Origin of the sequence: Kluyvera chengduensis (genome assembly GCF_044197065.1) — a bacterium.
GTDB classification, from domain to species: Bacteria; Pseudomonadota; Gammaproteobacteria; order Enterobacterales; family Enterobacteriaceae; genus Kluyvera; species Kluyvera ascorbata_C.
This window is the reverse complement of the sequence record NZ_JBIQOI010000006.1, coordinates 43796-69594: the sequence shown is the minus strand read 5'-3', so window position 1 is coordinate 69594 and position 25799 is coordinate 43796. Positions and strand designations below refer to the sequence as shown.

Below are 25799 nucleotides of genomic sequence, written 5' to 3'. Positions count from 1 at the left end.
ATCAGATCAGTATATAACTATTCGGTGATGCGACGATAGACGGTTGGCGTAATTTCAGGCGCTTTATCGTCCAGTTTAATTGCCGCTTTCACGGCTTTCGCCGCATCCTGCCAGCTTGCTTCATCTTTCGCGTGGATCACCGCCAGCGGACGCTGTCCGTCAACGCTGTCGCCCAGACGGGCCATGTCGGTAAAGCCAACGCTGTAATCGATGGTGTCAGAAGCCTGGCGACGACCGCCGCCCATAGAAACCACCGCCATGCCCAGCGCGCGGGTGTCCATCGCGCTGACAAAACCTTCGGTATCAGCATAGACGGCTTTGCTTAGCATCGCCGTTGGCAGATATTTCGCATAGTTTTCAACGAAATCGGTTGGGCCTTTCTGTGCTGCCACCATGCGACCAAAGATCTCCGCCGCTTTGCCGTTGTCGAGCACGGCCTGCAGTTTTGCGCGCGCTTCGGCGTCGTCTTTGGCGAGCTTACCGGAGATCAGCATCTCAACGCACAGCGCCATCGTGACGTCGAACAGACGCGGGTTGCGGTATTCACCTGTCAGGAACTGCACGGCTTCGCGCACTTCCACGGCGTTACCTGCGCTGGAGGCCAGCACCTGGTTCATGTCGGTCAGCAGCGCCGTGGTTTTAACGCCTGCGCCGTTGGAAACGCCCACAATGGCTTCAGCCAGTGCCGCAGAGAGTTCGTAGGTCGGCATAAACGCGCCGCTGCCTACTTTCACGTCCATCACCAGCGCATCGAGACCTTCTGCCAGCTTTTTGGCGAGAATGGAGGCGGTAATCAGCGGGATGGAGTCCACCGTCGCGGTAATATCGCGGGTGGCGTAAAAACGTTTGTCCGCCGGTGCGAGCGAGCTGGTCTGCCCAATAATCGCCACACCCACGTCTTTAATAATTTCACGGAAACGGTTGTCGTCCGGGAAGATGTCGAAGCCCGGAATGGCTTCCAGTTTGTCGAGCGTACCGCCGGTATGGCCGAGGCCGCGACCGGAGATCATTGGAATATAGCCGCCGCAGGCTGCGACCATTGGGCCAAGCATCAGCGAGGTGACGTCACCGACGCCGCCGGTAGAGTGCTTGTCGACAATCGGGCCGTTGAGGTTGAGGCTCTTCCAGTCCAGGACGGTGCCTGAATCTCGCATCGCCATGGTCAGCGAGACACGCTCCGGCATGCTCATATCATGGAAGAAAATGGTCATCGCCAGCGCGGCAATCTGCCCTTCAGAGATGGTGTTGTCACGAATCCCGTTGATAAAGAAACGAATTTCTTCATCACTCAGCGCGTGGCCATCACGTTTTTTGCGAATAATTTCTTGAGCGAGAAACAAAGTACCCTCCTGATTAATCAGGTTAAATGCAGCGGGCTTGCGCCCGCGCTACGTTCCTGTAGCCCGGCCAAGCGTAGCGCCGCCGGGGAGATCCCGGAGTCGGCGCACATGCACCTCGTCCGGGCTACGATAATGCATTAATAGCTGCTAGCGCTCTTACCGTCGCCGTGGCCCAGCGCCTTCAGCAGGCTAGCCAGCAGAGAGGAAGCGCCGAAGCGGTAGTGACGGGAATCAGCCCAGTCCGCGCCGAACAGTTCGTCAGCGATAGACAGGAACAGCTGTGCGTCTTCTGCGCTACGAACGCCGCCCGCTGGCTTGAAGCCCACGGTTTTCTGTACGCCCATATCGCGGATGACTTCCATCATGATGCGCGCGCTTTCTGGGGTCGCGTTTACCGGTACTTTGCCGGTAGAGGTTTTGATGAAATCAGCACCGGCTTTGATGGCGATTTCAGAGGCTTTACGAATCAGTGCTTCTTCTTTCAGTTCGCCGGTTTCGATGATCACTTTCAGCAGCACGTTTGCCGCCGCACAGGCGTCTTTACAGGCTTTCACCAGGTCAAAACCAACCTGCTCGTTGCCAGCAATCAGCGCGCGGTATGGGAATACCACGTCAACTTCGTCCGCACCGTAGGCGATAGCCGCGCGGGTTTCCGCCAGCGCAATCTCGATGTCATCGTTACCGTGCGGGAAGTTGGTGACGGTGGCGATGCGGATGTCCGGGGTTCCCTGCTCTTTCAGCGTTTTACGCGCAATCGGGATGAAACGCGGATAGATGCAGACAGCGGCGGTGTTGCCCACCGGCGTTTTCGCCTGATGACACAGCGCGATCACTTTCGCGTCGGTATCGTCTTCATTCAGGGTAGTTAAGTCCATCAACTGCAGCGCACGCAGGCTGCTTGCCTTTAAATCAGTCATGTTTCTCTCCGACGGCGTATTGCCGTGTAAATCGTTACCTTGCGGGTCTGTGACTATTGTAACACCGCCCCGCGTTCACACTTCGACTTTCATCACACTTAGTGAAAACTTCGTACAAAATTGCATAACAATAACGAGACATACATCAAACTTTTACACCAGAAACGGCAGCTAAAACGCCACTTCAGCCGCTGGGATCAAAAGACGGCCTCATCGTTTTTCATACACTTCGCCTATCACTCGTCTGAGGAACCGAACATGCCAACATCGAATGATTCATCGCTGATGCAACACTGCCAGCACATTGTGACAAGCGCCGTGCTAACCCCGGAACAGAAACGTCATTTTCTGGCCCTGGAGGCCGAAAATGCCCTGCCGTACCCAGAACTCTCTGAGGAAGCGCGGGCGGCGCTGGCCGAAGGTGTCATTTGCGATATGTATGAAGGGCATGCGCCGTATAAACCGCGTTACGTCCTACCGGACTACGCGCGGTTTCTGGCTAACGGTTCCGAATGGCTGGAGCTAGCGGGCGCCGAAGATCTGGACGATGCCCTTTCACTGCTGACCATCCTCTACCATCACGTCCCTTCGGTGACGGCGATGCCGGTTTACCTCGGTCATCTTGATGCGCTGTTATCGCCTTATGTTAGAATTCTAACACAAGATGAAATTGATATTCGAATAAAACGTTTCTGGCGCTATCTCGACCGCACGCTGCCTGACGCCTTCACCCACGTGAATATTGGCCCGCACGATACGCCTGTCACGCGCGCCATTTTACGTGCAGATGCTGAGTTAAAGCAGGTTGCGCCAAACCTGACCTTTATCTACGACCCGGAAAATACGCCGGATGATTTACTGTTACAGGTGGCGCAAAATATCTGTGAGTGCAGCAAGCCACACATCGCCAACGGGCCAGCAAATGATAAAATATTCACAAATGGTCAATATGGCATCGTAAGCTGTTACAACTCGCTGCCGCTTGCCGGCGGTGGCAGCACCCTGGTGCGCCTGAACCTCCAGCAGGTGGCGCAGCGCAGTGAATCGGTCGATGACTTCTTCACGAACGTGCTGCCGCGCTACTGCCAGCTGCAAATCGATATCATCGATGCCCGCTGTCGCTTCCTCTACGAGCAGTCGCACTTCTTTGAGAATAGCTTCCTGGTGAGCGAAGGGTTGATCGACCCGGATCGTTTTGTGCCGATGTTTGGTATCTACTCGCTCGCCGAGGCGGTTAATATGCTGTGCGAGCGCGAGGGAATTGCCGGGCGCTACGGCAAAGACGAGCAGGCTAATCAGTTGGCCTACCGCATCAGCGCCGAACTTGCCAACTTCGTCGCCCGTGCGCCGGTACAGTACGGCTGGCAGCAGCGTGCTTTACTGCACGCCCAGTCAGGCATCAGCTCGGATATCGGCACCACGCCGGGCGCTCGTCTGCCTTACGGCGATGAACCAGATCCTATCAGCCATCTGCTGGCCGTTGCGCCGCATCACGCCCACTACACCGCGGGGATCAGCGATATTCTGACCCTGGACGAAACCGTGAAGCGCAACCCGCAGGCGGTTATGCAACTCTGCCTCGGCGCATTCAAAGTGGGGATGCGTGAGTTCAGCGCTAACGTCAGCGGCAACGATCTGGTGCGCGTCACCGGCTATATGGTGCGCCTGTCCGATCTGCAAAAATATCGTGAGGAAGGCTCCCGCACTAACACCACGTGGCTGGGTGAAGAAGCCGCCCGCAATACGCGTATCCTGGAACGTCAACCTCGTGTCGTGAGCCATGAACAGCAGATGCGCTTTAGTCAGTAAAATCATCCCGTTCTCCTGCGTCGATGGGCCCGGCAGCCGCCTGGCCTTGTTTCTGCAAGGCTGCAACCTGCGCTGTAAAAACTGCCATAACCCGTGGACGATGGGACGCTGCAACGACTGCGGTGAGTGCGTGCCGCAGTGTCCGCACCAGGCGTTAAGCGTGAATGGCGGGAAAGTCACCTGGCAGGCAGACGTGTGCCAGCAGTGCGATACCTGTCTGCATATGTGCCCGCAGCAGGCCACGCCGATGGCGCAGACCATGAGCGTGGAGCAGGTGCTTCAGCAGGTCATGCAGGTCGCGCCGTTTATCGAGGGTATCACCGTCAGCGGCGGCGAAGCGACCACGCAGTTGCCATTCGTCATCGCCCTCTTCCAGACGCTGAAATCCACGCCCGCCCTTGCGCATCTGACCTGTCTTGTCGACAGCAACGGCGAGCTACCGATAAGCGGTTGGGAGAAGCTACAGCCGGTGTGTGACGGGGTGATGGTCGACTTAAAATCCTGGAATAGCAACCGTCACCAGGCCCTGACGGGGCGCGGCAACACGCGGATTAAGCAGAGCATTCAGTGGCTGGCTCAGCACGGTATGCTCACAGAGCTACGGTTACTGGTCATACCGGGGCAGAGCGATTATCTGGAGGAGGTAGCGCCGCTGAGCGCGTTTATCGCCGAGCTGGGGGATATTCCTGTCCGGCTGAACGCCTTTCACGCGCACGGCGTTTATGGTGAGGCAAAGATGTGGGATAGCGCCGGGCCGATGGACATTGAGGCCATCAGCCTGGCGCTACAGGCCAGAGGAATAACGAGGCTTATCCCTCCGGCGCTGTACTTATAGGGCGAGGAACAGGCCCGCAATGGTGGCGCTCATCAGGTTGGAGAGCGTCCCGGCGGCCACCGCTTTCAGGCCGAGCTGCGCAATTTCCTGCCGACGGTTAGGCGCCATGCTGCCTAGACCACCAATCAGAATGGCGATCGAGGAGAGGTTCGCGAAGCCGCACAGGGCGAAGGAGATAATCGCTTTAGTGTGGTTAGAGATAACCTGCAGACCGGCCGCCGCGACTTCAGCATCCGCTTTCAGGTATTCACCGAAGTTCATATAAGCCACAAATTCGTTAATCACCAGCTTCTGGCCGATAAATGAACCCGCCACCGTCGCTTCATGCCACGGCACGCCAATCACCCACGCCAGCGGTGAGAAGATCCATCCCAGGATCAACTGCAGCGACAATTCCGGATGGTCAAACCAACCGCCAATGCCGGAAAGCATACCGTTCAGCAGCGCAATCAGCGCGATAAACGCCAGCAGCATTGCCCCCACGTTCAGTGCCAGCTGCATACCAGATGCCGCACCTGATGCCGCCGCATCCAGCACGTTCGCTGGCGCATCCGGGTTTTTCGCATCCTTCTCAAGCGTTGGTGAATCGTGCGGGGTTTCGGTTTCCGGAATGATGATTTTGGCAAACAGCAGGCCGCCCGGTGCCGCCATAAACGAGGCCGCAATCAGGTACTCCAACGGCACGCCCATCTGCGCGTAACCTGCCAGTACGGAGCCCGCCACCGAGGCCAGGCCGCCGCACATGACCGCAAACAGTTCAGAACGCGTCATGGTGGCGATATAAGGACGCACCACCAGCGGCGCTTCTGTCTGACCGACAAAAATATTTGCCGTGGCAGAAAGCGATTCCGTCCGCGAGGTTTTCAGCACGGCACGCAGCGCGCCGCCCAGAATACGAATCACAAACTGCATGATGCCGATGTAATACAGCACCGCAATCAGCGAAGAGAAGAAGACGATAACCGGCAGCACGCGCAGCGCAAACACAAAGCCGCCGCCGCCAAAGACTTCAAACATCTTGTCGGAAACCAGTCCGCCAAACAGGAAGCCGATACCTTCATTACCGTAGGCGATCACGTTGGCAACGCCTTCAGACATCGCCAGCAGGACTTTACGCCCGGCGGGTACATAGAGGATTAATGCACCGATGCCCACCTGCAACAGCCAGGCACCCAGTACGGTTCGGAGGTTAATCGCTTTACGATTACTGGAGAGAAGTAAGGCAATGGCGAGCAACACCACCATGCCGATGAGCCCCATGAGGATTTGCATACAGAGTCCCTGTGTATTGAAAAATATAATAATTACGGCAAACCAATCGCGGCGATTATAACGTCCCGTAATTATCTTTTTTGCTAAATGTCACAGGTTTTACGCAACAGTAACGACTAAATGATGAGTAATGAGATCTACGTCACTTCATGGCAACGAAAAGAGTGCATGGGTATTTTCCAGTAGCGCCGCGGCTATTTCCTCGGGCGGCTCGTTTCGTAGCGAGCAGAGGTGCATAAACACATCCGCAATCCGCTCCGGGCGATTAGGTTGTCCCTGATAACCATTGAGCGGCATATCCGGCGCATCGGTCTCAAGGATCAGCGAGGAAAGCGGCAGTTGCGCCATCACATCGCGGGTTTTACTGGCGCGAGGATAGGAGATCGTTCCCCCTACGCCGATTTTATAACCCAACTGGACAAAGCGCTCCGCCTGCTGGAGGCTACCGGCAAAACCGTGTACCACGCCGGTTCGCGGCAGGTTATGCCGTTTCAGGTGCAGCGCCAGCTTGTCATGGGTACGCCGCGAATGCAGGATCACCGGCAGATCGTAACGCTTCGCCAACCGCAGTTGCTCATCCAGCAGGTACTGCTGACGTTCAAACTGCGGGTTCTCCCGGTAGAGATCGAGACCAATTTCCCCCACCGCCACCAATTTTGCTGGCTTTAGGGCGATGGCCGCTTCCAGCCGTGCCAGGCTCTCATCGCTATGGCGTTCTACCACAATCGGGTGCAGGCCAACGGCGGCATACAGCGGAGAGAATCGTTCGGCCAGCGCCAGCACACGAGGGAAGTTGTCGGCTTCGGTGGCGGGAATAATTATCTGACTAACGCCAACGGCCGCCGCACGCTGAATACTCGCCTCTTCATCACCGGTAAAGGGAGGGAAGTCGAAATGGCAATGGGTATCAATAAAACGGCCGTTCACGCCAGATCCTTATCATCAAAGAGTGCATCGTTTACTGGCGGCACGTCGTTCATCGCAATATCAGGCATATCTTCCACCACGGGAACCGGGGGAATAGAACGGCCTTGTTTGAGGTGACGCACTAGCGGTGGTTTCTCCGCTAACAGTTTACCAATGGTCGCCAGAAAGTAACGTCCACATAAGCGGCCTGTTTTGTAGTCCTGACGCAGCGCGGGGATGCGGCTGCCTAGCGCCATACTCAGCAACGGTTTCGGCGGGTAGATTTCAAAAATGCGCAGCTTACCCGGCGGGTTCTCAATAAATTGCTGGGTTTCACTGTAGGTCGTTTCATGGTGCTGCACCAGGTTCACCAACGGCTGTAGGCTACTTTCGCCCAGCCAGCGCTCCATACGTTTAAACCACTGCGGCGTGTAGTACATCTGCGATGGAACGGTACGGATCACCACCAGCGTTTTAGCCCCCTGTTTTGCCGCCTCGCGCACCGGGATCGCATCACTCACGCCGCCATCAAGGTAGCTGATGCCATCCAGTGCAACGCCGGGGCGGTAAAAACCCGGGATTGCGCTGGACGCCCGAATAATATCGAGCCAGTTCTGCCTGGTGGGCGAAAAGTAGCTGGGGGTATAGTCATCACTTCGGCAGGCACAGATATAAAAGGATTTTCCCGACTCAAACAGGCGTTCAGCCGTTTCCATCGCGAGCGGCATCTGCCCTGCGGTAGACCCGACCAGCCAGTCAAGATCGATAAGGTTGCCACCGCGGACAAAGCGTACCGGGTCGAAAAACTCCCGCCGCGTGGTGTAGCGCATGATGACTTTGCGCCCGTAGCCCGGTTGGTTACACAGATAGGCGGAAAGGTTTTGCGCGCCCGCAGAGGTGCCATAATAGAGATCGAAGGGATTGAACTGTGCCCGCATAAACTCATCAAGCACCCCAGCGGTGAAAATTCCCCGCTGTCCTCCCCCTTCACAAACCAATGCCGTGCGGCCAGGTTTAAAACGACTCAGCGATAATGGCGCAATATTGCCAAGCGTGACGGGTATACGCTGCCCCACCTCTGCCTACCTGTTTTTTATTCACCAGACTTACAAAGTAGCCTAATTTCAGGTCGGCTAAAACTAATAAAGCCAGTCCGCTGGACTGGCTTTAGTGTCATGCTAGCTAACGCGTAACGTTCTAGGGGCGTTTACGCCCGGTAAACAGGCTCACCAGGAAGATGATAATCCCCACAACGAATACGATTTTTGCTGCCCATGCAGCGGTACCTGCCAGTCCACCAAATCCTAATGCGGCGGCAATTAACGCGATAACCAGAAATATAATGCCCCAACGAAACATAAGCTTCTCCTTTACCATAGTTAATGTCGACCGCTTGCTATGAGCTCTCACTCCACTCATATGCACTATTTTTAGTGTGGTGCAGATTTTGCCCGCTGCCAAATTTCAGCAGGCAAAATCACCACTTATTACTGCGTTTTCAGATCATTTTTGACACTTTTCACGCCATCAACGGCTTTAGCGATGCTTTCAGCACGATCGCTTTGTGCCTGGGACTTCACGGTCCCCGAAAGCTGCACAACCCCATCTGTCGTCTCAACCTTCACGTTACGTGAGGGAACAATGTCATCAGCCAGCAGTTTTGCTTTCACTTCACTGGTCGTTGCCGCATCACCGGCATATCCTTTCATCGAGCTTTCTTTACTGTCACGGACGTGAAGTTTGTCGCTGACAGAGGTAACGCCCTCAACGGTTTTCGCCGCCGCAACGGCGGCTTCAGCCTGAGCCTGGCTTTGAACAAAGCCACTCAGCGTCACGACTTTTTTCTCTGTCGTCACCGAGATATCAGTGCTCTTAATGTTATCGTTATCCACCAGCGCGGCTTTTACCTTCGCCGTGATGGTGCTGTCATCCATAAAGTTACCCACTTTACTGCCTGCGCTTTCTGCACTCGCCTGAGCCTTATCCATCGTAGACGTTTCAGCATAGACGGAACCGGTCGCGACAGCAGAGGTCAACATCACGGCAATCAGCGTTTTGGACATCGTCAGTTTTTTCATCGTCATCTATATATTCCTGTATGTATTTGCTCATTATTCGAGCACCAGCAACACGCAGGTTGCATTGCTGAATAGGGTCAAAACTCCCTGCTCGCAGACTTCTCACGGCTTCCCTGAATCCACCAGGGTCATCAAACACCGCGAAATTGCGCTCTGAGCCAGTTATTAATATTGCGACGAGAATAGACGTTAGCTTTAAGAACTAAACCAAGACGAATTATCAGAATTTAAAGCCAACGTAAATGTCATCGCTTTGTTAAATATAGATCACAATTTTGAAATCGCCCGCTTCGTTGAGCAAAAAACAGACAGTTAGCGGAAAAAGAGAAGGAATTAAGAACTTTCCGTAAGCGGCTAATTAGGAAGGAAAAGTGTCAGGGTGCAGCGAATGCCGCACCCTGAAAGGGTTTTTAGTGCTCGCGAGTTTTGCGGAACTCAACCTCAGGATAACGTTCCTGAGTCAGGTTCAGGTTCACCATGGTTGGGGCGATGTAGGTCAGGTTATCGCCGCCATCCAGCGCCAGCTGAACTTCGTTTTTACGTTTGAACTCTTCGAATTTCTTCACGTCTTTGCTCTCAACCCAACGGGCGGTCGCGACGTTAACCGATTCGTAGATAGCTTCTACGTTGTATTCGCTTTTCAGACGCGCAACCACCACGTCAAACTGTAGCACGCCCACCGCACCCACGATCAGATCGTTGTTGGAGATAGGACGGAACACCTGCACAGCACCTTCTTCGGAAAGCTGAACCAGCCCTTTCAGCAGCTGTTTCTGCTTCAGCGGATCCTTCAGGCGAATACGACGGAACAGTTCTGGCGCGAAGTTCGGGATACCGGTGAACTTCATCATTTCGCCCTGGGTGAAGGTATCGCCAATCTGGATGGTACCGTGGTTGTGCAAGCCGATGATGTCGCCCGGGTAGGCTTCTTCAACGTGCGAACGGTCACCCGCCATAAAGGTCAGCGCATCAGAAATCACCACGTCTTTACCGATACGGACCTGACGCAGCTTCATGCCCTTTTCATATTTCCCGGACACCACTCGCATGAACGCCACGCGGTCACGGTGTTTCGGGTCCATGTTGGCCTGAATTTTGAAGACAAAACCGGTGAACTTCTCGTCCTGCGCTTCCACCAGACGGGTGTCGGTTTTACGCGGCATCGGCGCAGGCGCCCACTCCACCAGACCATCGAGCATATGGTCAACGCCGAAGTTACCCAGCGCGGTACCAAAGAATACTGGGGTGATTTCACCGGCCAGGAACAGCTCTTTATCAAACTCGTTAGAAGCGCCCTGCACCAGCTCCAGCTCGTCACGCAGTTGCTGCGCCAGCTCTTCACCCACTGCGGCATCCAGTTCCGGGCTGTTCAGGCCTTTCACAATGCGCACTTCCTGAATGGTGTGGCCTTTACCGGTTTGATACAGGTAGGTTTCGTCTTTATAGAGGTGGTAAACGCCCTTGAACAGCTTGCCGCAGCCAATTGGCCAGGTGATCGGCGCACAGCCGATTTTCAGCTCGCGCTCAACTTCATCCAGCACTTCCATCGGGTCGCGGATATCACGGTCGAGTTTGTTCATGAAGGTCAGGATCGGCGTATCACGCAGACGGGTAACTTCCATCAGCTTACGCGTACGATCCTCGACGCCTTTAGCGGCATCGATAACCATCAGACAGCAGTCCACCGCCGTCAGGGTACGGTAGGTATCTTCGGAGAAGTCTTCGTGCCCCGGGGTGTCCAGCAGGTTCACCAGGCAGTCGTGATACGGGAACTGCATTACGGAGGTGGTAATGGAGATACCACGCTGCTTTTCCATTTCCATCCAGTCAGATTTTGCATGCTGGCTGGAGCCACGGCCTTTTACCGTACCGGCAGTCTGAATAGCCTGTCCGAATAACAGCACCTTTTCGGTGATTGTCGTTTTACCGGCATCCGGGTGGGAAATAATGGCAAAAGTGCGGCGCTTGGCCACCTCTTGCAAATAAGGAGACAACGTCATAATTCAATCTTCTTGAGTAAGCACGGCTTCGCACCGCGCAGGTTGAATACGAAAAAATTGCGGCTATTTTACCCATCAAAGGGGGGCTGGCAATCACTGTTTACACAGGAGTAACTCCAGTTCAGGCAATGAGGTCACCGTCCAGTCAGGCGTAATGCCTTCCGGCAGCGGACGCTGATGCGCGTTCAGCCAGCAGGTTGCCCACTCGGCGTTCATCCCACCGCGAATATCGGACTCGGCGGTATCGCCAACCATCAGCACGCGGGAACGGTCCGGATTGCCGGCTTGTTCCAGGGCATAGTCAAAGATCCTACGATCCGGTTTTGCCACGCCCACTTCTTCAGAAATAATCAGAAGATCAAAGTGTTCGCGAAGCCCGGTACGCTCCAGGCGAATTTGCTGAAGTGACGTAAAGCCGTTGGTGATGATGCCCATCTTCACCTTGCCCTTTAGGGCGTTCAGCAGCGAAACCGCGCCCGGCAGCGGGGCGCAGATTTCCGCCATCGCGTTCATAAAGGCGTCATTCAGGTCGCCGGGGTGCACGTTCAGACGCTCCGCCCAACTGGTAAAACGCTGATGCTGAAGCTGCAGCGAGGTAATCGCGCCATTCTGATAGTCAACCCACAGCGGCTTATTGACCGCCTGGTAGTCCTGGAAATCTTCCGCGGTAAAGGTCACGCTATAGTCGAGAAACATCCGCTGTAAGCCGCTAAACGAGTCAAACGTAAACAGCGTTTCGTCGGCATCGAAGAAAATCCAGTCCCACTTCTTCATCTTTTCACCTTGTCTTACATACTAATGGGCAGCGCCATAATGATGGCGTCCTCACGGCCTTCCGCCGTGGGGTAATAGTTGCGACGAATGGTCGCTTCATTGAAGCCTAAGCTTTCATACAGCGCGATGGCCGCGTGGTTCGAAGCACGAACTTCCAGCCACAGCGTCACCACGCCAGCCGCTTCCAGGGCATCAATAAGATGTTTCAGCAGCTCACGCCCCAGACCACGACGCTGATATGCGGGGTCGACAGCAATGTTGAACAGCGTCGCTTCATCCAGCACAACCTGAGTAATGGCGAATGCGGCCATCTCCCCGTCGACTGACATCTGGAGGTTCAGATAGCGTTCACCCTGATTGCTGGCAAAGGTTTTTTCACTCCAGGGAAACGCATGCGCGCGCGTTTCAATTTGAAAGGCGCGGGGTAAATCAGTCGTGCTGAGGGTAGAAATCGTGTTCATGGGCGCAAATTTGTTGCCAAAGTGCAGCACGCGCTGGCGCGCTGGCTTGCAGTTCATTAAACGGCGGTGTCGAAATCACCGCGCCTTCTAGCGCGACAGGCGTGTCGTTACCAAGACGCCAGCAGTGACAGCGACTGTCCTGGGGCAGCATGGCGACGCGGTCCGGCGTCAGCGGTAAAACCTGATCCGGGGTGAGGCGCAGCGCGCGGAGAATATCGCTAATCAGCGGCTCGGAGAGCGGCGGTAACGTCTCGGCCACCATCACCAGTTTTACATGCGGCGGAAGCGTAATCGCAATTTCACCCTGCAGTGCCCCGGGGCGACGTAATGCCCATTGGGTGATACCCAACTGTTGTAATTGCCAGTCTCGCCGGGATGTCATGTGAAACGCTCCTGTCTATCAAGGGCGCAAATATAGCAAATTCATCGAAACTGCGCCAATTACACACTATAATCCCCGCCTAAGTTTATTGAGGATTAATTCATGTCTGCTTTTACCCCGGCAAGTGAAGTCTTGCTGCGCCACAGTGATGATTTCGAACAGAGCCGTATTTTCTTTGCCGGCGATCTGCAGGATGACCTGCCCGCACGTCTGGATACCGCGGCAAGCCGTGCGCATACCCAACAGTTTCACCACTGGCAGGTACTGAACCGCCAGATGGGCGACAACGTTCGTTTTAGCCTGGTCGCTCAGGCTGAGGACGTTGCGGATTGCGACACCCTGATTTACTACTGGCCGAAAAATAAGCCGGAAGCACAGTTCCAACTGATGAACATTCTGTCTCTGATGCCGGTGGGTACCGATATTTTCGTTATCGGCGAAAACCGCAGCGGCGTGCGTAGCGCCGAGCAGATGCTGGCCGAATACGCCCCGCTGAATAAAGTCGACAGCGCACGTCGCTGCGGCCTGTATCACGGTCGCCTGGAAAAACAGCCATCCTTCGATGCCGAAAGCTTCTGGGACGAATACCAGTTGGATAATCTGACCATCAAAACCCTGCCTGGCGTATTCAGCCGCGACGGTCTTGATGTGGGTAGCCAGCTGCTGCTTTCTACCCTTACCCCACATACCAAAGGCAAAGTGCTGGACGTCGGCTGTGGCGCAGGTGTTCTGGCAGCAACTCTTGCCAGCCATTCACCTAAAGTACGTCTGACGCTGTGTGACGTAGGCGCTTCAGCCGTTGAAGCCAGCCGTGCAACGCTTGCGGCTAACGGCTTTGAAGGTGAAGTCATCGCCAGTAACGTCTTCTCTGAGATTAACGGTCGCTTCGACATGATTATCTCCAACCCACCGTTCCATGATGGGATGCAAACCAGCCTGGATGCCGCACAAACGCTGATCCGCGGCGCGGTTCGTCACCTGAACAGCGGCGGCGAGCTGCGTATTGTGGCGAACGCCTTCCTGCCGTATCCGGCGGTGCTGGACGAGATGTTCGGTTTCCACGAAGTGATTGCCCAGACTGGCCGTTTTAAAGTGTACCGCACCGTTTTGACCCGTCAGGCTAAAAAAGCCTAATCAGATGTAGGCTGGATACGGCGTTTACGCCGTCATCCGGCGTGGCGCCGAGCAGCGCCGGATGGCGCTATCGCTTATCCGGCCTACATTGTCCCCTTATAGCCGAAGAAACGCCTTTTTTTTCGGCAATCGCGCCGAGTTCGATAATTAACTATTGACGCCCAGCGTAAAATCTCTAGAATTCGCCCCCGTGGTAATGATTCTTTCATAAAGAGTCAATGGTATGCGAAGGTGGCGGAATTGGTAGACGCGCTAGCTTCAGGTGTTAGTGTCCTTTGGATGTGGGGGTTCGAGTCCCCCCCCTCGCACCATAAACCACGTTATATCGTTCGCAGTGTGCGAAGGTGGCGGAATTGGTAGACGCGCTAGCTTCAGGTGTTAGTGTCCTTAGGATGTGGGGGTTCGAGTCCCCCCCCTCGCACCAACGAAGCGATATAACAAAAGAAACGAGATAATCTGTGCGAAGGTGGCGGAATTGGTAGACGCGCTAGCTTCAGGTGTTAGTGTCCTTAGGATGTGGGGGTTCGAGTCCCCCCCCTCGCACCAGACTCCTCGTTCCCTCTCTGAGTTTTACTCTCCTGTATTCATCCCATTAGTTTCAAATTCATTGTTATCAGTACAAGACCGCCAACAAATGCAATGCATGATGGCAGCAGTACAAAATGTCGCAAACGACGATGCCAGATCATCGCTCCGCTCAGCAGCAGCCCGCACACGATCATCCCACGCCAGACATCAACCGATAGTCCCATCGTGCTGAGGATAGCGATCGCTCCTCCCGAAATCAGTACTCCCCAGCCACTGCCTAGCGTTCTTTGCAACATGATAGCGTCCATCTAAATGATAATGATTACCAATATCATATGCTATTTTTTGTTATTTGTCTGCTGATAAGCTAAGGTTTCATAATCATTAATGACATGTATATTGTATGGTGATAACGTGTACAAAAATATCATGTCTAATATAAAGAATTCGCGCTCTTTTACCCATGCTTTATTCTTGTTTTTGATGCACTTACTTATATATTAAAGGCTGACTACAACATTCAACAATGACTGTACAATCCTGGCGCACCCTGCGTGCGCAAAAATATCAGCTAACGTTCCGGCTATTTTTGTTTTTGAATCTGGTCTCATCGACGCTGTCCGTCTTCAGCCCGATTTATGACGTTAATATTTTTCCTCTACCCGCAATGCTGATAGCGGTGGGCAGCTGCGTGCTGCTAGCGTGGAACTGGCGATATGCCAGTATCCGGCCAAATCTACCAATAATTTCGGTTATATTCGGCTGCCTGTGGGGCTGGCATATTTTAAGTAAAACTTTGGTGCTCGCTTTACCAAATGACAATTTTCAAATGGTTGCGCTATTTAGCGTGCTATTTGTCGGAACGATTGCTTTTTCAAATAATATCGTTGCTTTCACCCTACATTCGTTGCCGACATTTATTGTTTGCCTGATAACGAGTCCAACAAATGAATGGTGGAGAATGGCCTACTGTATGGCACTACCATTAATAGGTATTGCTATTCAGCACGTTATTCAGCGACGAAACGATAAGTTTGCCCAGGGATTGATGTATAAACTGCTGGAAGAACGGGAGACCCTGAATGGCCTGAGCATGCTCGACCCGCTTACTGGGCTCTATAACCGGCGTGGGTTCCAGTTCCGCCTGGACTCGCTGATGTCTATCGGGAAAGCGCAACACTCCGTTCTGTTGCTGGATATCGACCACTTCAAGGCCTACAACGATCACTATGGCCATATGATGGGTGACCAGGCTCTGATGCGCGTTTCAGCGGCTATTCGTAACGCCGTTCGCTCAAGGGATATTGTGACGCGCTTTGGCGGCGAAGAGTTTATGGTTGTTCTGCCGCATTGTGATGTTGATACCGCCATGCAGACCGCTGAGCGCATCCGCCAGCAGGTGTACGATCTCCGTATTCCACACATGTTTAACGCAAGCGTCGCCACCCACGTCACCATCAGCATCGGGGTCGCGCCTCTGGAAGATAGCAATATCGAACTGGCCATGCAGAGAGCGGATAAAGCGCTGTATGAGGCGAAGAACATGGGTCGCAACAACATCCTGACCTACGAGCAGGCTCCCGCCGTTTAAGTTCACAAAAAGCAGGCGCAAGAGACAAACTTCTTGCGCTTGCTTTTATCTATAGCTAGGATTGCTAATCATTATCATTTAGATTTAAAACTAGCTTATCTATGGCCTATCGTTCCGCACCGATCGCTGATGACCTTATCTGGCGCACGCCGCTTCCTGTAAAGGAAAGCACGTTCGCCGAGTCGGTGCGCGCCAAAATAACTGAACTGCGACCGCATTTGCTGGAACTGTTCCGCCTGGATGAAACGGCACCTGATTGTGCCAGAACGCTCAATGAATGGGCTAAGCCAACGGAGTTAAGTTCGTTGCTGGCGGTGTATTCCGACCATATTTATCGCAATCAACCGACGCAGCCACGAGAAAATAAACCGCTGATTTCCCTCTGGGCTCAGTGGTATATCGGTCTGCTGGTACCGCCTTTAATGCTCGCTCTGCTGACAGAAAAGTCAGCCCTCTCGCTTAGCCCTGACAACTTCCACGTTGAGTTTCACGAAACGGGCCGTGCAGCCTGCTTCTGGATCGACGTTGAACCCGACCTGCGCGTCAGCCAGAAACCGGCCATCGACCGCATGGATGACTTGGTCATTCAGGCATTAATGCCGGTAATCCAGGCGCTGGAAGCCACGGGAGAAATTAACGGCAAGCTCATCTGGAGCAATACCGGGTATCTGATTAATTGGTATCTCGGTGAAATGAAAACGTTGTTAGGTGAAGAGCAGGTTAACGCGTTACGCCAACGCTGCTTCTTCGCCAAAACGCTGGGTGATGGTCAGGACAACCCTTTATGGCGCACCGTCGTATTACGTGACGGGCTTCTGGTACGTCGTACCTGCTGCCAGCGTTACCGTCTCCCGGACGTTCAACAGTGCGGTGACTGCACGCTGAAATAAACAACGGGGCTTTCGCCCCGTTATTTTTTTACTGTCTTAAGCCGCTTGCTCACTCTCTTCAGCCGCACGCTGCGCTTCTTCATTTTCCTGTTCTAACAACTGTTTTTCATACACTTTGAAGAACGGATAGTAGATTACCGCAGAAACGCAGGCCAACAGCACAACCAGAATCGCTGCACGGAAGTCCCAACCTAATGCCCACGCACCACCGATCGGTGCGGGGGCCGTCCACGGCACGACGGAAATCACACGCCCAATCAGATCCAGCTTCATCGCCGCCCACGCCAGGATGGCGTTGACCATCGGTGCCAGCAGGAACGGAATGAAGAACACTGGGTTCATTACGATTGGGGTACCAAAAATAACCGGCTCGTTAATGTTGAACAGGCTTGGCACCACGCTCAGACGGCCAATAGAACGCAGGTGTGCTGAACGGCTACGCAGATAGCAGAACACCAGACCCATCGTTGCACCGGAGCCCCCAACCACGATAAAGAAGGTCCAGAACGCTTCCATGAAGATATGCGGCAGCGGAGCCCCCTGTGCCAGCGCAGTCTGGTTCAGACCAAGGTTGGTCAGCCAGAACATCTGCAGCATACCGGAGACAATGGCCGCCCCATGGATCCCTGCAAACCACAGCAGATGACCAATCAGTACAGCCAGCAGAATGGCCGGTAAGGAGTCCGCAGCAGAAACCAGCGGTTTGAATACGGACATGATGGCCTGTGGAATCAGCATATCGAACTGACTCTGGATAAACAGGCTCAGCGGATATAGCGTCAGTACCACGACCAGTACCGGAATCAAAAGATCGAAAGAGTTTTTGATCATCGGCGGCACCTGATCCGGCAGGCGGATCCCGATGTTGCGGACTTTCAGAAAACGCATCATCTCCACGCAGTAAACGGCCACCAGGATCGCGGTGAAGATCCCCGTTCCCCCCAGGCTATCGACCGGCAGATGGCCGCTGGTTTTTGGCGCCGCAACCAGCAGGAATGCCATGATAGACAGCATTGAACACATGAACGGATCGAGCTGATTGCTCTTTTCGTAGTGTTTGCCGAGGTTATAGGAGATAGCCGCACAGATATAGATAGACATAATGCCCATCGTCATGTCGAACGGCGTCAAAATACGGCCTTCAAACTCTTTAGCAAGATCTAACCACGCCCGGGCAAAGCCCCAGGTGGTGTCGGGAGAAAACGGCGGATAGGCGAAAACCAGCAAAAACGATCCTACAATCATGAATGGCATCGCAGAGATAAAGCCATCACGAATCGCCATAACGTGGCGTTGAGAGGAAATGCGTCCCGCAACCGGACTAACGTAATTTTCTACAAAGCGAAATATCAGATTAAATGCAGCGTGATTAGCAGACATAGCAGCCCTCCTGACAGGCTTTAGACGTAAGCACAGCAACAACGATTTTGCCGAAATGCAACTGGGCATACTGTGAAGCATCAGGAGTTACGGGTCTGCGACCAGCAATGATGATGTTCGTATAGATACAGTTCATACACGGCTCTTATTATAGATACAAAGGAAGTTACCTCTGCAGTATCAATCGCCTGATGAAGAACAGCAACCGGTTACAGTAACCGGTTGCATTGATTGTGAAGAAGATCCAAAAAACAAACAATTTTTGCACAACTTCGTCCGTTTATTTACAACCAAGGTAGCTTTATGACAGAGTGACTCGCCGAATTTTGAGGAGAGCACCATGAGCCTGCAGTCTGTCAGAGATTTCTTTGCCGAGCATGCGCCCGACATCAACATCATCGAGCTTGAGCAAAGTACAGCGACCGTCGCGCTTGCCGCCGCTGCTCATCGCGTTGAGCCAGGACAAATTGCCAAAACGCTTTCTCTGAAGGTGAAAGATCGTGTAATTCTGGTTGTTGCTAAAGGTGATGCCCGCTTAGACAACAAGAAACTCAAAGAGACCTTTGGCGCAAAAGCACGCATGCTGAGCAGTGATGAGGTGGTTATTCTTACTGGGCACCCCGTCGGTGGCGTGTGCCCATTTGGCCTTGAGAATCCGCTGGATGTTTATTGCGACGTTTCTCTGCAACAGTACGACGAGGTTCTCCCTGCCGCAGGCGCCATTCATAGCGCGGTACGTATCTCACCGGAAAGAATGGCCAGCCTTACCGCAGCAACATGGGTTGATGTGTGTCTCTAGCAAGCCGATGGCGTAACGGCAGCATTGATGTCGTGAAGAGAGACCAATAGATCGGCGGCGCTCAGTAGCTCAATATCAGAATTTACACCCAGCTTACTCATCGCATTAAATTTATGCGCGCGGATAGTTTTGATATTCCTGCCCAACTGCTGAGAAATGTCCATCAACGAGTACCCATAGGTCATGTAACGCAAAATCAAATTCTCGGTGGGGCTAAGAAAACGATTTCTGCGCATGGAAAAGTGCAGCTCAATGTCGTCAGAAGGTTCTTCTTTTTCCATCAGTAATGCCAATACGCGTTGTTGCAGTTCAATCAACGAATCTGACTTGCTCAAAATACCGTGCATATAGGTTGGGGACAGAAGCTGAATAAGTGAGGCTTCCTCATTATCATCGGCCAGAATCAAACGTTTCATCGCCGGATAATCCTGAGCAATGTCCCCCATGGCCTGCAAACCTTCAATACGAAGCTCACGGGTTCCTGAAAGACAGCACATCACAGCATCAAACCTGTTTTGCTTCGCCGCCTGCTTAAATTCGGTAATAGTGCGAAAAAAATGGAAAATAATATGCTGTCTATGAGAAGACATTAATAAATGACGTAACCCGACAGCTGTCATAATGCACGGTTCTATGATAGCAATGCACTGCTTCCCGGCGTGCTTTTCCATTCGATTTGTTCCCCGTAGGCTGAATAGAGGTTGAGTTCTTTCATACCCTGATTACTGTTGAGCCAGGCATACATCTCTGCGTTACTCCGTAAAGAAAGGCGGCGCATCGCACTATTCTTTTGCGCACTAATGGTCTTATTGCTCTTTTTCAGCAAAGCGGCGATCTGATTAATACCCCATCCCTTTGCAAGTAGACGCAGAACCTTTCGCTCAGAAAGCGTGAGCACGACTAATCGGTTGCTATCATCTTCGATATCAGCGTCGTCCTGGTTTCGAGCCAGCAGGGACTCGCTCACGTTACCGGCATACGCACTGCCCTGTTGAATAGCTTTAATCACGCGTTCAACTGAGTCTGAATCAGAAAGCAACGTACTTTCCGGCCGCATTAAGAACTCAACAGCCAACGCGTAGTGTTGCCGGCCGATCATAAATATCCAATGAATATCACGGTATTGTGAGAGCAGCGTATAATATTGCTCATAGAGACTACGCGGATTACCTATATCGCCGGATAAATCTACAATAACCACATCGGTACGACGAAGTTGAAGCAGCGTTAACTGCTCTAGTGATAGGCAAAAATTGAGTTCGTAATCAGGGAAATTCATTTGCATGATACTTTTCAGACCGGACTGCATAACCGGTATCTTGCTGATAATCACCGCAAACTTGCAGTACTCTGGCAACATATAACCTCCGTATCCTTTCGAAGATTCATTTCCTGAATATATTTAAATTTAAAACAAAAGATGTATTCATAGGAAATGAACGAATCCATTTCGATTTCCTTTAAATAGCGGCATACTGCTGATGGTTAACTATCCGATAAACCATACCGCTGCATGATATTACTGATGTGAGATACTTTACTAACTAACACGACTAACTATATAAGTATAATCCTGCAATTCTAAACAAGTAACTTAGAAAATATTAACTTACCTATAAGCAAAATTAAATAATCACAAGAATATACCTATTTCGACGGTACCATTCTCGTCTTAAATTCCTTAGGCGTCATCCCGCCCCGTTTGCGGAAGAAGCGAGAAAAATAAGTAACATCAGTAAAGCCCAGATAATCAGACACTTGAGTGATTGTCATACTGGTATACTGCAGGCTTCGTTTTGCTTCAAGCAATAGGCGTTGGTGTAAAACACTCAATGCACTGGCACCATGAAACTCGCGGCATAAGCAGTTCAAATGCGTCGTGGAAATACGAAGTTTTTGTGCATATTCGGCTAACGATAAGTGCTCCCGATAGTGACTCTCAATCAATCGGCTGAACTGACGTAACACCAGGCGCTTCCGCTCACTTTTATCCTCTGTCATTACGCGCAACGTTCCCTGCCGATTAAGCCAGACCAGTAGCGCGCTTAAAAGCGAATAGAGCATCATCTCGCGCGCATCATGGTCCTGAATGTATTCATCTAATAGCGTGGAAAACACGGAGCGAATATGGTGGCTGGAACGCTTAACGGGAACGCAGTCAGGTCGGCTAAGAATGTCCAACTGCCGGCCAAATTGTACCTCCAGGCGGTTTAACAGCGGCAGTGCCAGAGAAAGCACGTAACCTTGTGTTCCCGGCGAAAAACGAAAACCATGCACGCAAAGCGCAGGGATCACTTGAATAGAAGACTCATTAACCACCCGGCGAACGCCCTCTATCTCAATTTCAGCCTGCCCTTTATGCAGATAAAGAAGCTGTACCAGCTCAGCATGCTGATGCACGCGGATGTGCCATTCATAAAGGCTGCTACGTTTAACAATCGACTCGCAATGCAACAAATCAGGTGTCGGCCAGCCCATATGCTCACCATAAAGCTTAAAAACCGGCACCGCATCCGGCAGCGTTGCATCGACACCCGTTCGTTTCATTCTTTACTCCACCCGCTCATAAGGGAGACCAACATAGTTTTCGGCAATCGTCGTCAGACCGGCTCGTGAACCCAGGTAGTACTGGCGATCGGCTTCCTGCATTTTTCTATCAAACGCGCTCTTGTCCTGGAAATCATGCAGCAGATGCGTCATAAACCAGCTAAAGCGCTCGCCTTTCCATACCCGGTTCAACGCCAGCTGAGAGTAGCAGCTGAGCAGATCGGTACGCCCATGCTGATAGTACTGGCGCAGAATTCGCCACAGGTAATTCACATCTGAAACGGCAAGATTCAGCCCTTTAGCCCCGGTCGGCGGTACGATATGCGCCGCGTCGCCCACCAGGAACATCCGTCCATACTGCATGGGCTCCACAACATAGCTGCGCAGCGGCGCAATGCTTTTCTCAAGTGAGTGACCAGTCACTAACTTTTGTCCCAGATCCTCCGGCAGACGCCGCTTTAACTCATCCCAGAAACGTTCATCAGACCATTGGTCTACGTTCTCGGTTAGCGGTACCTGCAGATAATAGCGGCTTCTAGTTAGTGAGCGCTGACTACACAATACAAACCCGCGTTCATGGTGCGCATAAATCAGCTCCGGGTTAACCGGTGGAGTATCGGATAACAAACCCAGCCAGCCAAACGGCCAGATGCTCTCATATTCACGCAGAATATCTCGCGGAATGCTTTGGCGAGAAACGCCGTGGAAACCATCGCAACCCGCCACAAAATGACAATCCAGACGGCAAAGCTCACCGTTTTTCACGAAGGTGACAAAAGGCTTATCACTTTTCAGATCATGTAATTCCACCTGCTCAACGCCATAAATCGTCTGCGCTCCGCTGGCCTGTCGCGCTTCCATCAAATCGCGCGTGACCTCAGTCTGCCCATAAACCATCACGCTCTTGCCGCCGGTTAACTCACTCAGCGGGACTGGAATACGCTGACCAGCAAACAGAAACTCTACACCATGATGGACCAGCCCTTCGGCATCCATACGGCGAGAAACACCCGCTTCACGCAGCAGCTCAACGGTGCCGTTCTCCAGGATCCCGGCACGAATACGCCCCAGCACGTATTCAGGCGTCTGACGTTCGAGGATGACGGTTTTTATACCGGCGTTGTGTAACAGTTGACCTAACAGCAGCCCTGAAGGCCCGGCACCGATAATGGCAACTTGCGTGTTCATGGGAGACCTCACACTCTGGTTAATTATTTGTTTGTTTTGTGTATCAATAAAGTTTCAGAATGCATTTTTGATAAGTCAGTGCGGAAAAAGAAGGCCAGAATCCGTTCAAAAATTGCACTTTTGAACAGTTTTACGAAAGTGTGGGCGATATCAACTCTCGGGCAAAAGCGATGGGCCGCCGAATTTTTGCACATTACTTGATCCTGACCAGATAGCCTCCCCGCGCTCTTCGGGTAAAAGTAGGTCATAACACAGGCGTTCTCGATACCAGGGCCATTATGGAAGTCGATCAGTCAGAACAACGCGTCGTCACGCGGCTATGTATTCAATGCGGTCTTTTTTTGTTGCAGCATGGGGCGGAAAGCGCCCTGGTTGAAGAGCTATCAACGCGCCTGGGACGCGCACTCGGAATGGACAGCGTCGAAAGCGCCATCTCGTCGAACGCCATCGTGCTGACGACGATAAAAGACGGGCTATGCCTGACCTCTACGCGCAAAAATAGTGACCGTGGCATTAACATGCATGTGGTGACCGAAGTGCAACACATCGTCATCATGGCCGAGCACAAATTGCTGGACTATAAAGACGTCGGGAAGCGCTTTACGCAGATAAAACCGCTGCGCTACCCCCGCTGGCTGGTTGTGCTGATGGTTGGTCTCTCCTGCGCCTGCTTCTGCAAGCTCAACAATGGCGGCTGGGACGGCGCGTTCATCACCTTCTGCGCCAGCACCATCGCCATGTATATTCGCCAGTTACTCACGCACCGTTCTATGCATCCCCAGATTAACTTTGGCCTGACCGCCTTTGTGGCCACCACGGTATCGGGGCTCATGCTGCAACTCCCCGCCTTCCATCAGACCTCAACGGTTGCCATGGCGGCGAGCGTGCTGCTGCTGGTGCCGGGTTTCCCGTTGATTAACGCCGTCGCCGACATGTTCAAAGGCCACATCAACACCGGCCTGGCGCGCTGGGCGATTGCCAGCCTGCTGACGCTCGCCACCTGCGTTGGCGTGGTGATGGCCATGACGTTATGGGGGCTTCGCGGATGGGTGTGATTCATTTTATCTACTTGCTGGCGCAGGATGCGCTGCTGTCAGCCATTCCGGCCGTCGGGTTTGCGATGGTCTTTAACGTCCCACAGCGCGCCCTGCGCTGGTGTGCGCTGCTTGGCGCTATCGGCCATACCTCGCGATTCGCCATGATGGCCGCTGGGTTTAATATCGAATGGGCCACCTTCCTGGCGGCAATGCTGGTTGGCAGCATCGGCATTCAGTGGTCGCGCTGGTATCTGGCGCACCCGAAAATCTTTACCGTCGCGGCCGTCATCCCCATGTTCCCAGGTATATCGGCCTATACCGCGATGATTTCTGCGGTAAAAATCAGCCACTTCGGCTATTCCGAAGATCTGATGATCATGCTGCTGAGCAACTTCCTTAAGGCATCATCCATCGTCGGCGCGCTCTCCATCGGGCTCTCTATTCCTGGCCTGTGGCTCTACCGCAAGCGCCCGCGGGTGTAAGGAAAACGGCGGTACGGGAAGTGCCGCCCATCGCGTAGCTTGTGCTACTATGTGCAGTATTACGGCGGTTATCCCGCCCCCTTCCCGTTGTTTTTTCAGTATTGAGATTGTGTTATGTCTTCTCGTATTTTAACGCCTAACGTGATCGGAATTGACGCTTTCGTCGCCGATCCAGCTGCGATTCTTGCGCAAACTCAGGGCGGCGCGCTCGCCGTGTTTGCCAATAATCAGCCCGCGTTCTATGCCATTACGCAGGAACGTCTGGCGCAACTCCTGGCGCTGGAAGAAAAGCTATCCCGACCGGGTAGCGACGTGACGCTGGACGCACAATTTTTTGAAGAGCCGACGCCAGCCCCTATTGCTGTTCCAATGGGTAAATTTGCGATGTACGCAGGCTGGCAGCCAGACGCCGAGTTCCTGCGTCTTTCCGCACTGTGGGGCATTGCCTTAAGCGAGCCCGTTACGCCGGAAGAGCTGGCCGCTTTCGTCGCCTACTGGCAGGCTGAAGGGAAAGTGTTCCATCATGTACAGTGGCAGCAAAAGCTGGCGCGTAGCGTACAAATGGGACGAGCCAATAATAACGGCCAGACGCGCCGTGATATCAACACCGTCAGCGAGCCTGACAGTCATATTCCACCGGGTTTCAGAGGTTGAGCATGAAAGACGTTGGTGAATTAATGAAGCGCCTGCAGAAAATGATGCCGGCGCATATCGAACCGGCATTTAAAACCGGCGAAGAGCTATTGGCCTGGCAAAAAGAACAGGGCGAGATCCGCGCCGCGGCGCTGGCGCGTGAGAACCGCGCCATGAAAATGCAGCGTACCTTTAACCGCTCTGGTATTCGTCCGCTGCATCAGAACTGTTCGTTTGATAACTACCGCGTTGAAAACGAAGGCCAGATGAACGCGCTGGCAAAAGCGAGACAGTACGTGGAGGAGTTCGACGGTAATATCGCGAGCTTTATCTTCTCTGGCAAACCGGGCACCGGAAAAAACCATCTTGCGGCGGCCATCTGCAATGAGCTGCTGCTGCGCGGTAAATCGGTGCTGATCATCACCGTTGCCGACATTATGTCAGCCATGAAAGAAACCTTCGGCAATCGGGAAACCAGCGAAGAGCAGCTGCTAAGCGATCTCAGCAATGTCGATCTGCTGGTGATCGATGAGATCGGTATGCAAACTGAATCGCGCTATGAAAAAGTGATCATCAATCAGATTGTCGATCGTCGCTCTTCGTCTAAACGACCGACCGGCATGCTGACGAACAGCAACCTCGACGAAATGAATAAGATGCTTGGCGAGCGTGTGATGGATCGCATGCGTCTTGGTAACAGCCTATGGGTCATTTTCAACTGGGATAGTTATCGCAGCCGCGTCACCGGCAAAGAGTATTAAGATAAATCCGGTGAATGATAGGCGTATACTCATCACGCCAACTTTTAATAGCACA

At 53.0% G+C, this 25799-nt stretch carries 27 protein-coding genes and 3 tRNA genes; 13 read left to right on the top strand and 17 right to left on the bottom strand.

Annotation, left to right across the window (positions count from 1 at the left end):
- Window positions 1–17 precede the first annotated feature (17 nt).
- Together deoA and deoC are read right to left on the bottom strand one after the other, a co-directional pair.
- Complete coding sequence (gene deoA, locus ACH1XZ_RS15915) at window positions 18–1340, bottom strand: thymidine phosphorylase (RefSeq protein ID WP_333011457.1); 1323 nt, start codon at window positions 1338–1340, stop codon at window positions 18–20.
- 137 nt (window positions 1341–1477) lie between these two features.
- On the bottom strand, window positions 1478–2257 hold the full coding sequence (gene deoC / locus ACH1XZ_RS15910; protein WP_395596343.1) for a deoxyribose-phosphate aldolase: 780 nt from the start codon (window positions 2255–2257) through the stop codon (window positions 1478–1480).
- Between the two features lie 258 nt (window positions 2258–2515).
- Here deoC and ACH1XZ_RS15905 point away from each other — a divergent pair, with 258 nt between their 5' ends.
- Together ACH1XZ_RS15905 and ACH1XZ_RS15900 are read left to right on the top strand one after the other, a co-directional pair.
- Entirely contained in the window at window positions 2516–4066 is a 1551-nt protein-coding gene (locus tag ACH1XZ_RS15905) for a YjjI family glycine radical enzyme (RefSeq protein WP_395596342.1), read from the top strand.
- A complete protein-coding gene (locus tag ACH1XZ_RS15900; protein ID WP_395596341.1) occupies window positions 4038–4901 on the top strand; it encodes a YjjW family glycine radical enzyme activase in 864 nt (287 codons plus the stop codon). The genes ACH1XZ_RS15905 and ACH1XZ_RS15900 overlap by 29 nt, the downstream gene beginning before the upstream one ends.
- Here ACH1XZ_RS15900 and ACH1XZ_RS15895 read toward each other — a convergent pair.
- From ACH1XZ_RS15895 to ACH1XZ_RS15855, 9 genes are all read right to left on the bottom strand, one after another.
- Complete coding sequence (locus tag ACH1XZ_RS15895) at window positions 4896–6173, bottom strand: NupC/NupG family nucleoside CNT transporter (protein WP_395596340.1); 1278 nt, start codon at window positions 6171–6173, stop codon at window positions 4896–4898. The two genes, ACH1XZ_RS15900 and ACH1XZ_RS15895, sit on opposite strands and share 6 nt — an antisense overlap.
- Before the next feature lie 147 nt (window positions 6174–6320).
- The gene (locus ACH1XZ_RS15890; protein ID WP_395596339.1) at window positions 6321–7100 is read right to left on the bottom strand and encodes a metal-dependent hydrolase; all 780 of its coding nucleotides are present in this window, start codon (window positions 7098–7100) and stop codon (window positions 6321–6323) included.
- Window positions 7097–8155 carry a patatin-like phospholipase family protein gene (locus ACH1XZ_RS15885; RefSeq protein WP_395596338.1) on the bottom strand — a complete coding sequence of 353 codons (1059 nt, stop codon included), beginning with the start codon at window positions 8153–8155 and terminating at the stop codon, window positions 7097–7099. Before ACH1XZ_RS15885 ends, ACH1XZ_RS15890 begins: the two co-directional genes overlap by 4 nt.
- Window positions 8156–8276: 121 nt before the next feature.
- Window positions 8277–8438 carry a DUF1328 domain-containing protein gene (locus tag ACH1XZ_RS15880; RefSeq protein WP_064547200.1) on the bottom strand — a complete coding sequence of 54 codons (162 nt, stop codon included), beginning with the start codon at window positions 8436–8438 and terminating at the stop codon, window positions 8277–8279.
- 128 nt (window positions 8439–8566) lie between these two features.
- Window positions 8567–9163, bottom strand: coding sequence for a molecular chaperone OsmY (osmY, locus tag ACH1XZ_RS15875; protein WP_395596337.1), 597 nt, complete (start codon window positions 9161–9163; stop codon window positions 8567–8569).
- A 404-nt stretch (window positions 9164–9567) separates the two neighbouring features.
- Entirely contained in the window at window positions 9568–11157 is a 1590-nt protein-coding gene (prfC, locus tag ACH1XZ_RS15870) for a peptide chain release factor 3 (RefSeq protein WP_035894554.1), read from the bottom strand.
- A 93-nt stretch (window positions 11158–11250) separates the two neighbouring features.
- On the bottom strand, window positions 11251–11931 hold the full coding sequence (gene yjjG / locus ACH1XZ_RS15865; RefSeq protein WP_395596336.1) for a pyrimidine 5'-nucleotidase: 681 nt from the start codon (window positions 11929–11931) through the stop codon (window positions 11251–11253).
- A 14-nt stretch (window positions 11932–11945) separates the two neighbouring features.
- Entirely contained in the window at window positions 11946–12392 is a 447-nt protein-coding gene (rimI, locus tag ACH1XZ_RS15860; RefSeq protein ID WP_395596335.1) for a ribosomal protein S18-alanine N-acetyltransferase, read from the bottom strand.
- On the bottom strand, window positions 12361–12774 hold the full coding sequence (locus tag ACH1XZ_RS15855) for a DNA polymerase III subunit psi (protein ID WP_395596334.1): 414 nt from the start codon (window positions 12772–12774) through the stop codon (window positions 12361–12363). The genes rimI and ACH1XZ_RS15855 overlap by 32 nt, the downstream gene beginning before the upstream one ends.
- Before the next feature lie 102 nt (window positions 12775–12876).
- Here ACH1XZ_RS15855 and rsmC point away from each other — a divergent pair, with 102 nt between their 5' ends.
- The 4 genes from rsmC (at window position 12877) to ACH1XZ_RS15835 (ending at window position 14454) form a co-directional block, all read left to right on the top strand.
- A complete protein-coding gene (rsmC, locus tag ACH1XZ_RS15850) occupies window positions 12877–13908 on the top strand; it encodes a 16S rRNA (guanine(1207)-N(2))-methyltransferase RsmC (RefSeq protein ID WP_395596333.1) in 1032 nt (343 codons plus the stop codon).
- Window positions 13909–14133: 225 nt separating this feature from the next.
- Window positions 14134–14219 (top strand) — tRNA-Leu (locus tag ACH1XZ_RS15845).
- Between the two features lie 27 nt (window positions 14220–14246).
- Window positions 14247–14332 (top strand) — tRNA-Leu (locus ACH1XZ_RS15840).
- 36 nt (window positions 14333–14368) lie between these two features.
- Window positions 14369–14454, top strand: a tRNA-Leu gene (locus ACH1XZ_RS15835).
- 38 nt (window positions 14455–14492) lie between these two features.
- On the opposite strand, the gene ACH1XZ_RS15830 is transcribed toward ACH1XZ_RS15835, so the two are convergent.
- On the bottom strand, window positions 14493–14732 hold the full coding sequence (locus tag ACH1XZ_RS15830; protein WP_395596332.1) for a DUF1435 domain-containing protein: 240 nt from the start codon (window positions 14730–14732) through the stop codon (window positions 14493–14495).
- Between the two features lie 230 nt (window positions 14733–14962).
- Between ACH1XZ_RS15830 and ACH1XZ_RS15825 the strand changes: the two genes are divergently transcribed.
- Together ACH1XZ_RS15825 and fhuF are read left to right on the top strand one after the other, a co-directional pair.
- Window positions 14963–16027, top strand: coding sequence for a GGDEF domain-containing protein (locus ACH1XZ_RS15825; protein ID WP_395596331.1), 1065 nt, complete (start codon window positions 14963–14965; stop codon window positions 16025–16027).
- Window positions 16028–16128: 101 nt separating this feature from the next.
- Window positions 16129–16917 carry a siderophore-iron reductase FhuF gene (gene fhuF, locus ACH1XZ_RS15820; protein WP_395596330.1) on the top strand — a complete coding sequence of 263 codons (789 nt, stop codon included), beginning with the start codon at window positions 16129–16131 and terminating at the stop codon, window positions 16915–16917.
- A 36-nt stretch (window positions 16918–16953) separates the two neighbouring features.
- Here fhuF and ACH1XZ_RS15815 read toward each other — a convergent pair whose 3' ends face one another.
- Entirely contained in the window at window positions 16954–18297 is a 1344-nt protein-coding gene (locus tag ACH1XZ_RS15815) for a PTS sugar transporter subunit IIC (protein ID WP_035893337.1), read from the bottom strand.
- A gap of 340 nt (window positions 18298–18637) precedes the next feature.
- On the opposite strand from ACH1XZ_RS15815, the gene ACH1XZ_RS15810 reads away from it, so the two are divergent.
- Window positions 18638–19096 carry a YbaK/EbsC family protein gene (locus ACH1XZ_RS15810; RefSeq protein WP_035893338.1) on the top strand — a complete coding sequence of 153 codons (459 nt, stop codon included), beginning with the start codon at window positions 18638–18640 and terminating at the stop codon, window positions 19094–19096.
- On the opposite strand, the gene bglJ is transcribed toward ACH1XZ_RS15810, so the two are convergent.
- The 4 genes from bglJ to pobA all read right to left on the bottom strand — a co-directional run bounded on the left by bglJ (window position 19093) and on the right by pobA (window position 22831).
- Complete coding sequence (bglJ, locus tag ACH1XZ_RS15805; protein ID WP_395596329.1) at window positions 19093–19767, bottom strand: DNA-binding transcriptional activator BglJ; 675 nt, start codon at window positions 19765–19767, stop codon at window positions 19093–19095. The two genes, ACH1XZ_RS15810 and bglJ, sit on opposite strands and share 4 nt — an antisense overlap.
- Window positions 19728–20456: a helix-turn-helix transcriptional regulator gene (locus tag ACH1XZ_RS15800; protein WP_395596328.1), complete on the bottom strand. Its 729-nt coding sequence runs from the start codon at window positions 20454–20456 to the stop codon at window positions 19728–19730. Before ACH1XZ_RS15800 ends, bglJ begins: the two co-directional genes overlap by 40 nt.
- A 287-nt stretch (window positions 20457–20743) precedes the next feature.
- The gene (locus tag ACH1XZ_RS15795; protein WP_395596327.1) at window positions 20744–21643 is read right to left on the bottom strand and encodes a helix-turn-helix domain-containing protein; all 900 of its coding nucleotides are present in this window, start codon (window positions 21641–21643) and stop codon (window positions 20744–20746) included.
- Between the two features lie 3 nt (window positions 21644–21646).
- The gene (pobA, locus tag ACH1XZ_RS15790; RefSeq protein ID WP_395596326.1) at window positions 21647–22831 is read right to left on the bottom strand and encodes a 4-hydroxybenzoate 3-monooxygenase; all 1185 of its coding nucleotides are present in this window, start codon (window positions 22829–22831) and stop codon (window positions 21647–21649) included.
- Between the two features lie 278 nt (window positions 22832–23109).
- Here pobA and ACH1XZ_RS15785 point away from each other — a divergent pair, with 278 nt between their 5' ends.
- From ACH1XZ_RS15785 to dnaC, 4 genes are all read left to right on the top strand, one after another.
- Entirely contained in the window at window positions 23110–23886 is a 777-nt protein-coding gene (locus ACH1XZ_RS15785; protein ID WP_395596325.1) for a threonine/serine exporter family protein, read from the top strand.
- On the top strand, window positions 23877–24350 hold the full coding sequence (locus ACH1XZ_RS15780; protein WP_395596324.1) for a threonine/serine exporter: 474 nt from the start codon (window positions 23877–23879) through the stop codon (window positions 24348–24350). Before ACH1XZ_RS15785 ends, ACH1XZ_RS15780 begins: the two co-directional genes overlap by 10 nt.
- A 114-nt stretch (window positions 24351–24464) precedes the next feature.
- Window positions 24465–25004, top strand: a complete 540-nt coding sequence (dnaT, locus tag ACH1XZ_RS15775; RefSeq protein ID WP_312657123.1) for a primosomal protein DnaT — start codon at window positions 24465–24467, stop codon at window positions 25002–25004.
- Between the two features lie 2 nt (window positions 25005–25006).
- Window positions 25007–25744 carry a DNA replication protein DnaC gene (dnaC, locus tag ACH1XZ_RS15770; RefSeq protein ID WP_035893348.1) on the top strand — a complete coding sequence of 246 codons (738 nt, stop codon included), beginning with the start codon at window positions 25007–25009 and terminating at the stop codon, window positions 25742–25744.
- Window positions 25745–25799 lie beyond the last annotated feature (55 nt).

Coding starts and splice junctions, on each gene's coding strand:
- deoC (WP_395596343.1), bottom strand. CDS start 2,257: ATGACTGATTTAAAGGCAAGCAGCCTGCGTGCGCTGCAGTTGATGGAC.
- ACH1XZ_RS15905 (WP_395596342.1), top strand. CDS start 2,516: ATGCCAACATCGAATGATTCATCGCTGATGCAACACTGCCAGCACATT.
- ACH1XZ_RS15900 (WP_395596341.1), top strand. CDS start 4,038: ATGAACAGCAGATGCGCTTTAGTCAGTAAAATCATCCCGTTCTCCTGC.
- ACH1XZ_RS15895 (WP_395596340.1), bottom strand. CDS start 6,173: ATGCAAATCCTCATGGGGCTCATCGGCATGGTGGTGTTGCTCGCCATT.
- ACH1XZ_RS15880 (WP_064547200.1), bottom strand. CDS start 8,438: ATGTTTCGTTGGGGCATTATATTTCTGGTTATCGCGTTAATTGCCGCC.
- osmY (WP_395596337.1), bottom strand. CDS start 9,163: ATGACGATGAAAAAACTGACGATGTCCAAAACGCTGATTGCCGTGATG.
- prfC (WP_035894554.1), bottom strand. CDS start 11,157: ATGACGTTGTCTCCTTATTTGCAAGAGGTGGCCAAGCGCCGCACTTTT.
- yjjG (WP_395596336.1), bottom strand. CDS start 11,931: ATGAAGAAGTGGGACTGGATTTTCTTCGATGCCGACGAAACGCTGTTT.
- rimI (WP_395596335.1), bottom strand. CDS start 12,392: ATGAACACGATTTCTACCCTCAGCACGACTGATTTACCCCGCGCCTTT.
- ACH1XZ_RS15855 (WP_395596334.1), bottom strand. CDS start 12,774: ATGACATCCCGGCGAGACTGGCAATTACAACAGTTGGGTATCACCCAA.
- rsmC (WP_395596333.1), top strand. CDS start 12,877: ATGTCTGCTTTTACCCCGGCAAGTGAAGTCTTGCTGCGCCACAGTGAT.
- ACH1XZ_RS15830 (WP_395596332.1), bottom strand. CDS start 14,732: ATGTTGCAAAGAACGCTAGGCAGTGGCTGGGGAGTACTGATTTCGGGA.
- ACH1XZ_RS15825 (WP_395596331.1), top strand. CDS start 14,963: ATGACTGTACAATCCTGGCGCACCCTGCGTGCGCAAAAATATCAGCTA.
- fhuF (WP_395596330.1), top strand. CDS start 16,129: ATGGCCTATCGTTCCGCACCGATCGCTGATGACCTTATCTGGCGCACG.
- ACH1XZ_RS15815 (WP_035893337.1), bottom strand. CDS start 18,297: ATGTCTGCTAATCACGCTGCATTTAATCTGATATTTCGCTTTGTAGAA.
- ACH1XZ_RS15810 (WP_035893338.1), top strand. CDS start 18,638: ATGAGCCTGCAGTCTGTCAGAGATTTCTTTGCCGAGCATGCGCCCGAC.
- bglJ (WP_395596329.1), bottom strand. CDS start 19,767: ATGGAAAAGCACGCCGGGAAGCAGTGCATTGCTATCATAGAACCGTGC.
- ACH1XZ_RS15800 (WP_395596328.1), bottom strand. CDS start 20,456: ATGTTGCCAGAGTACTGCAAGTTTGCGGTGATTATCAGCAAGATACCG.
- ACH1XZ_RS15795 (WP_395596327.1), bottom strand. CDS start 21,643: ATGAAACGAACGGGTGTCGATGCAACGCTGCCGGATGCGGTGCCGGTT.
- pobA (WP_395596326.1), bottom strand. CDS start 22,831: ATGAACACGCAAGTTGCCATTATCGGTGCCGGGCCTTCAGGGCTGCTG.
- ACH1XZ_RS15785 (WP_395596325.1), top strand. CDS start 23,110: ATGGAAGTCGATCAGTCAGAACAACGCGTCGTCACGCGGCTATGTATT.
- ACH1XZ_RS15780 (WP_395596324.1), top strand. CDS start 23,877: ATGGGTGTGATTCATTTTATCTACTTGCTGGCGCAGGATGCGCTGCTG.
- dnaT (WP_312657123.1), top strand. CDS start 24,465: ATGTCTTCTCGTATTTTAACGCCTAACGTGATCGGAATTGACGCTTTC.
- dnaC (WP_035893348.1), top strand. CDS start 25,007: ATGAAAGACGTTGGTGAATTAATGAAGCGCCTGCAGAAAATGATGCCG.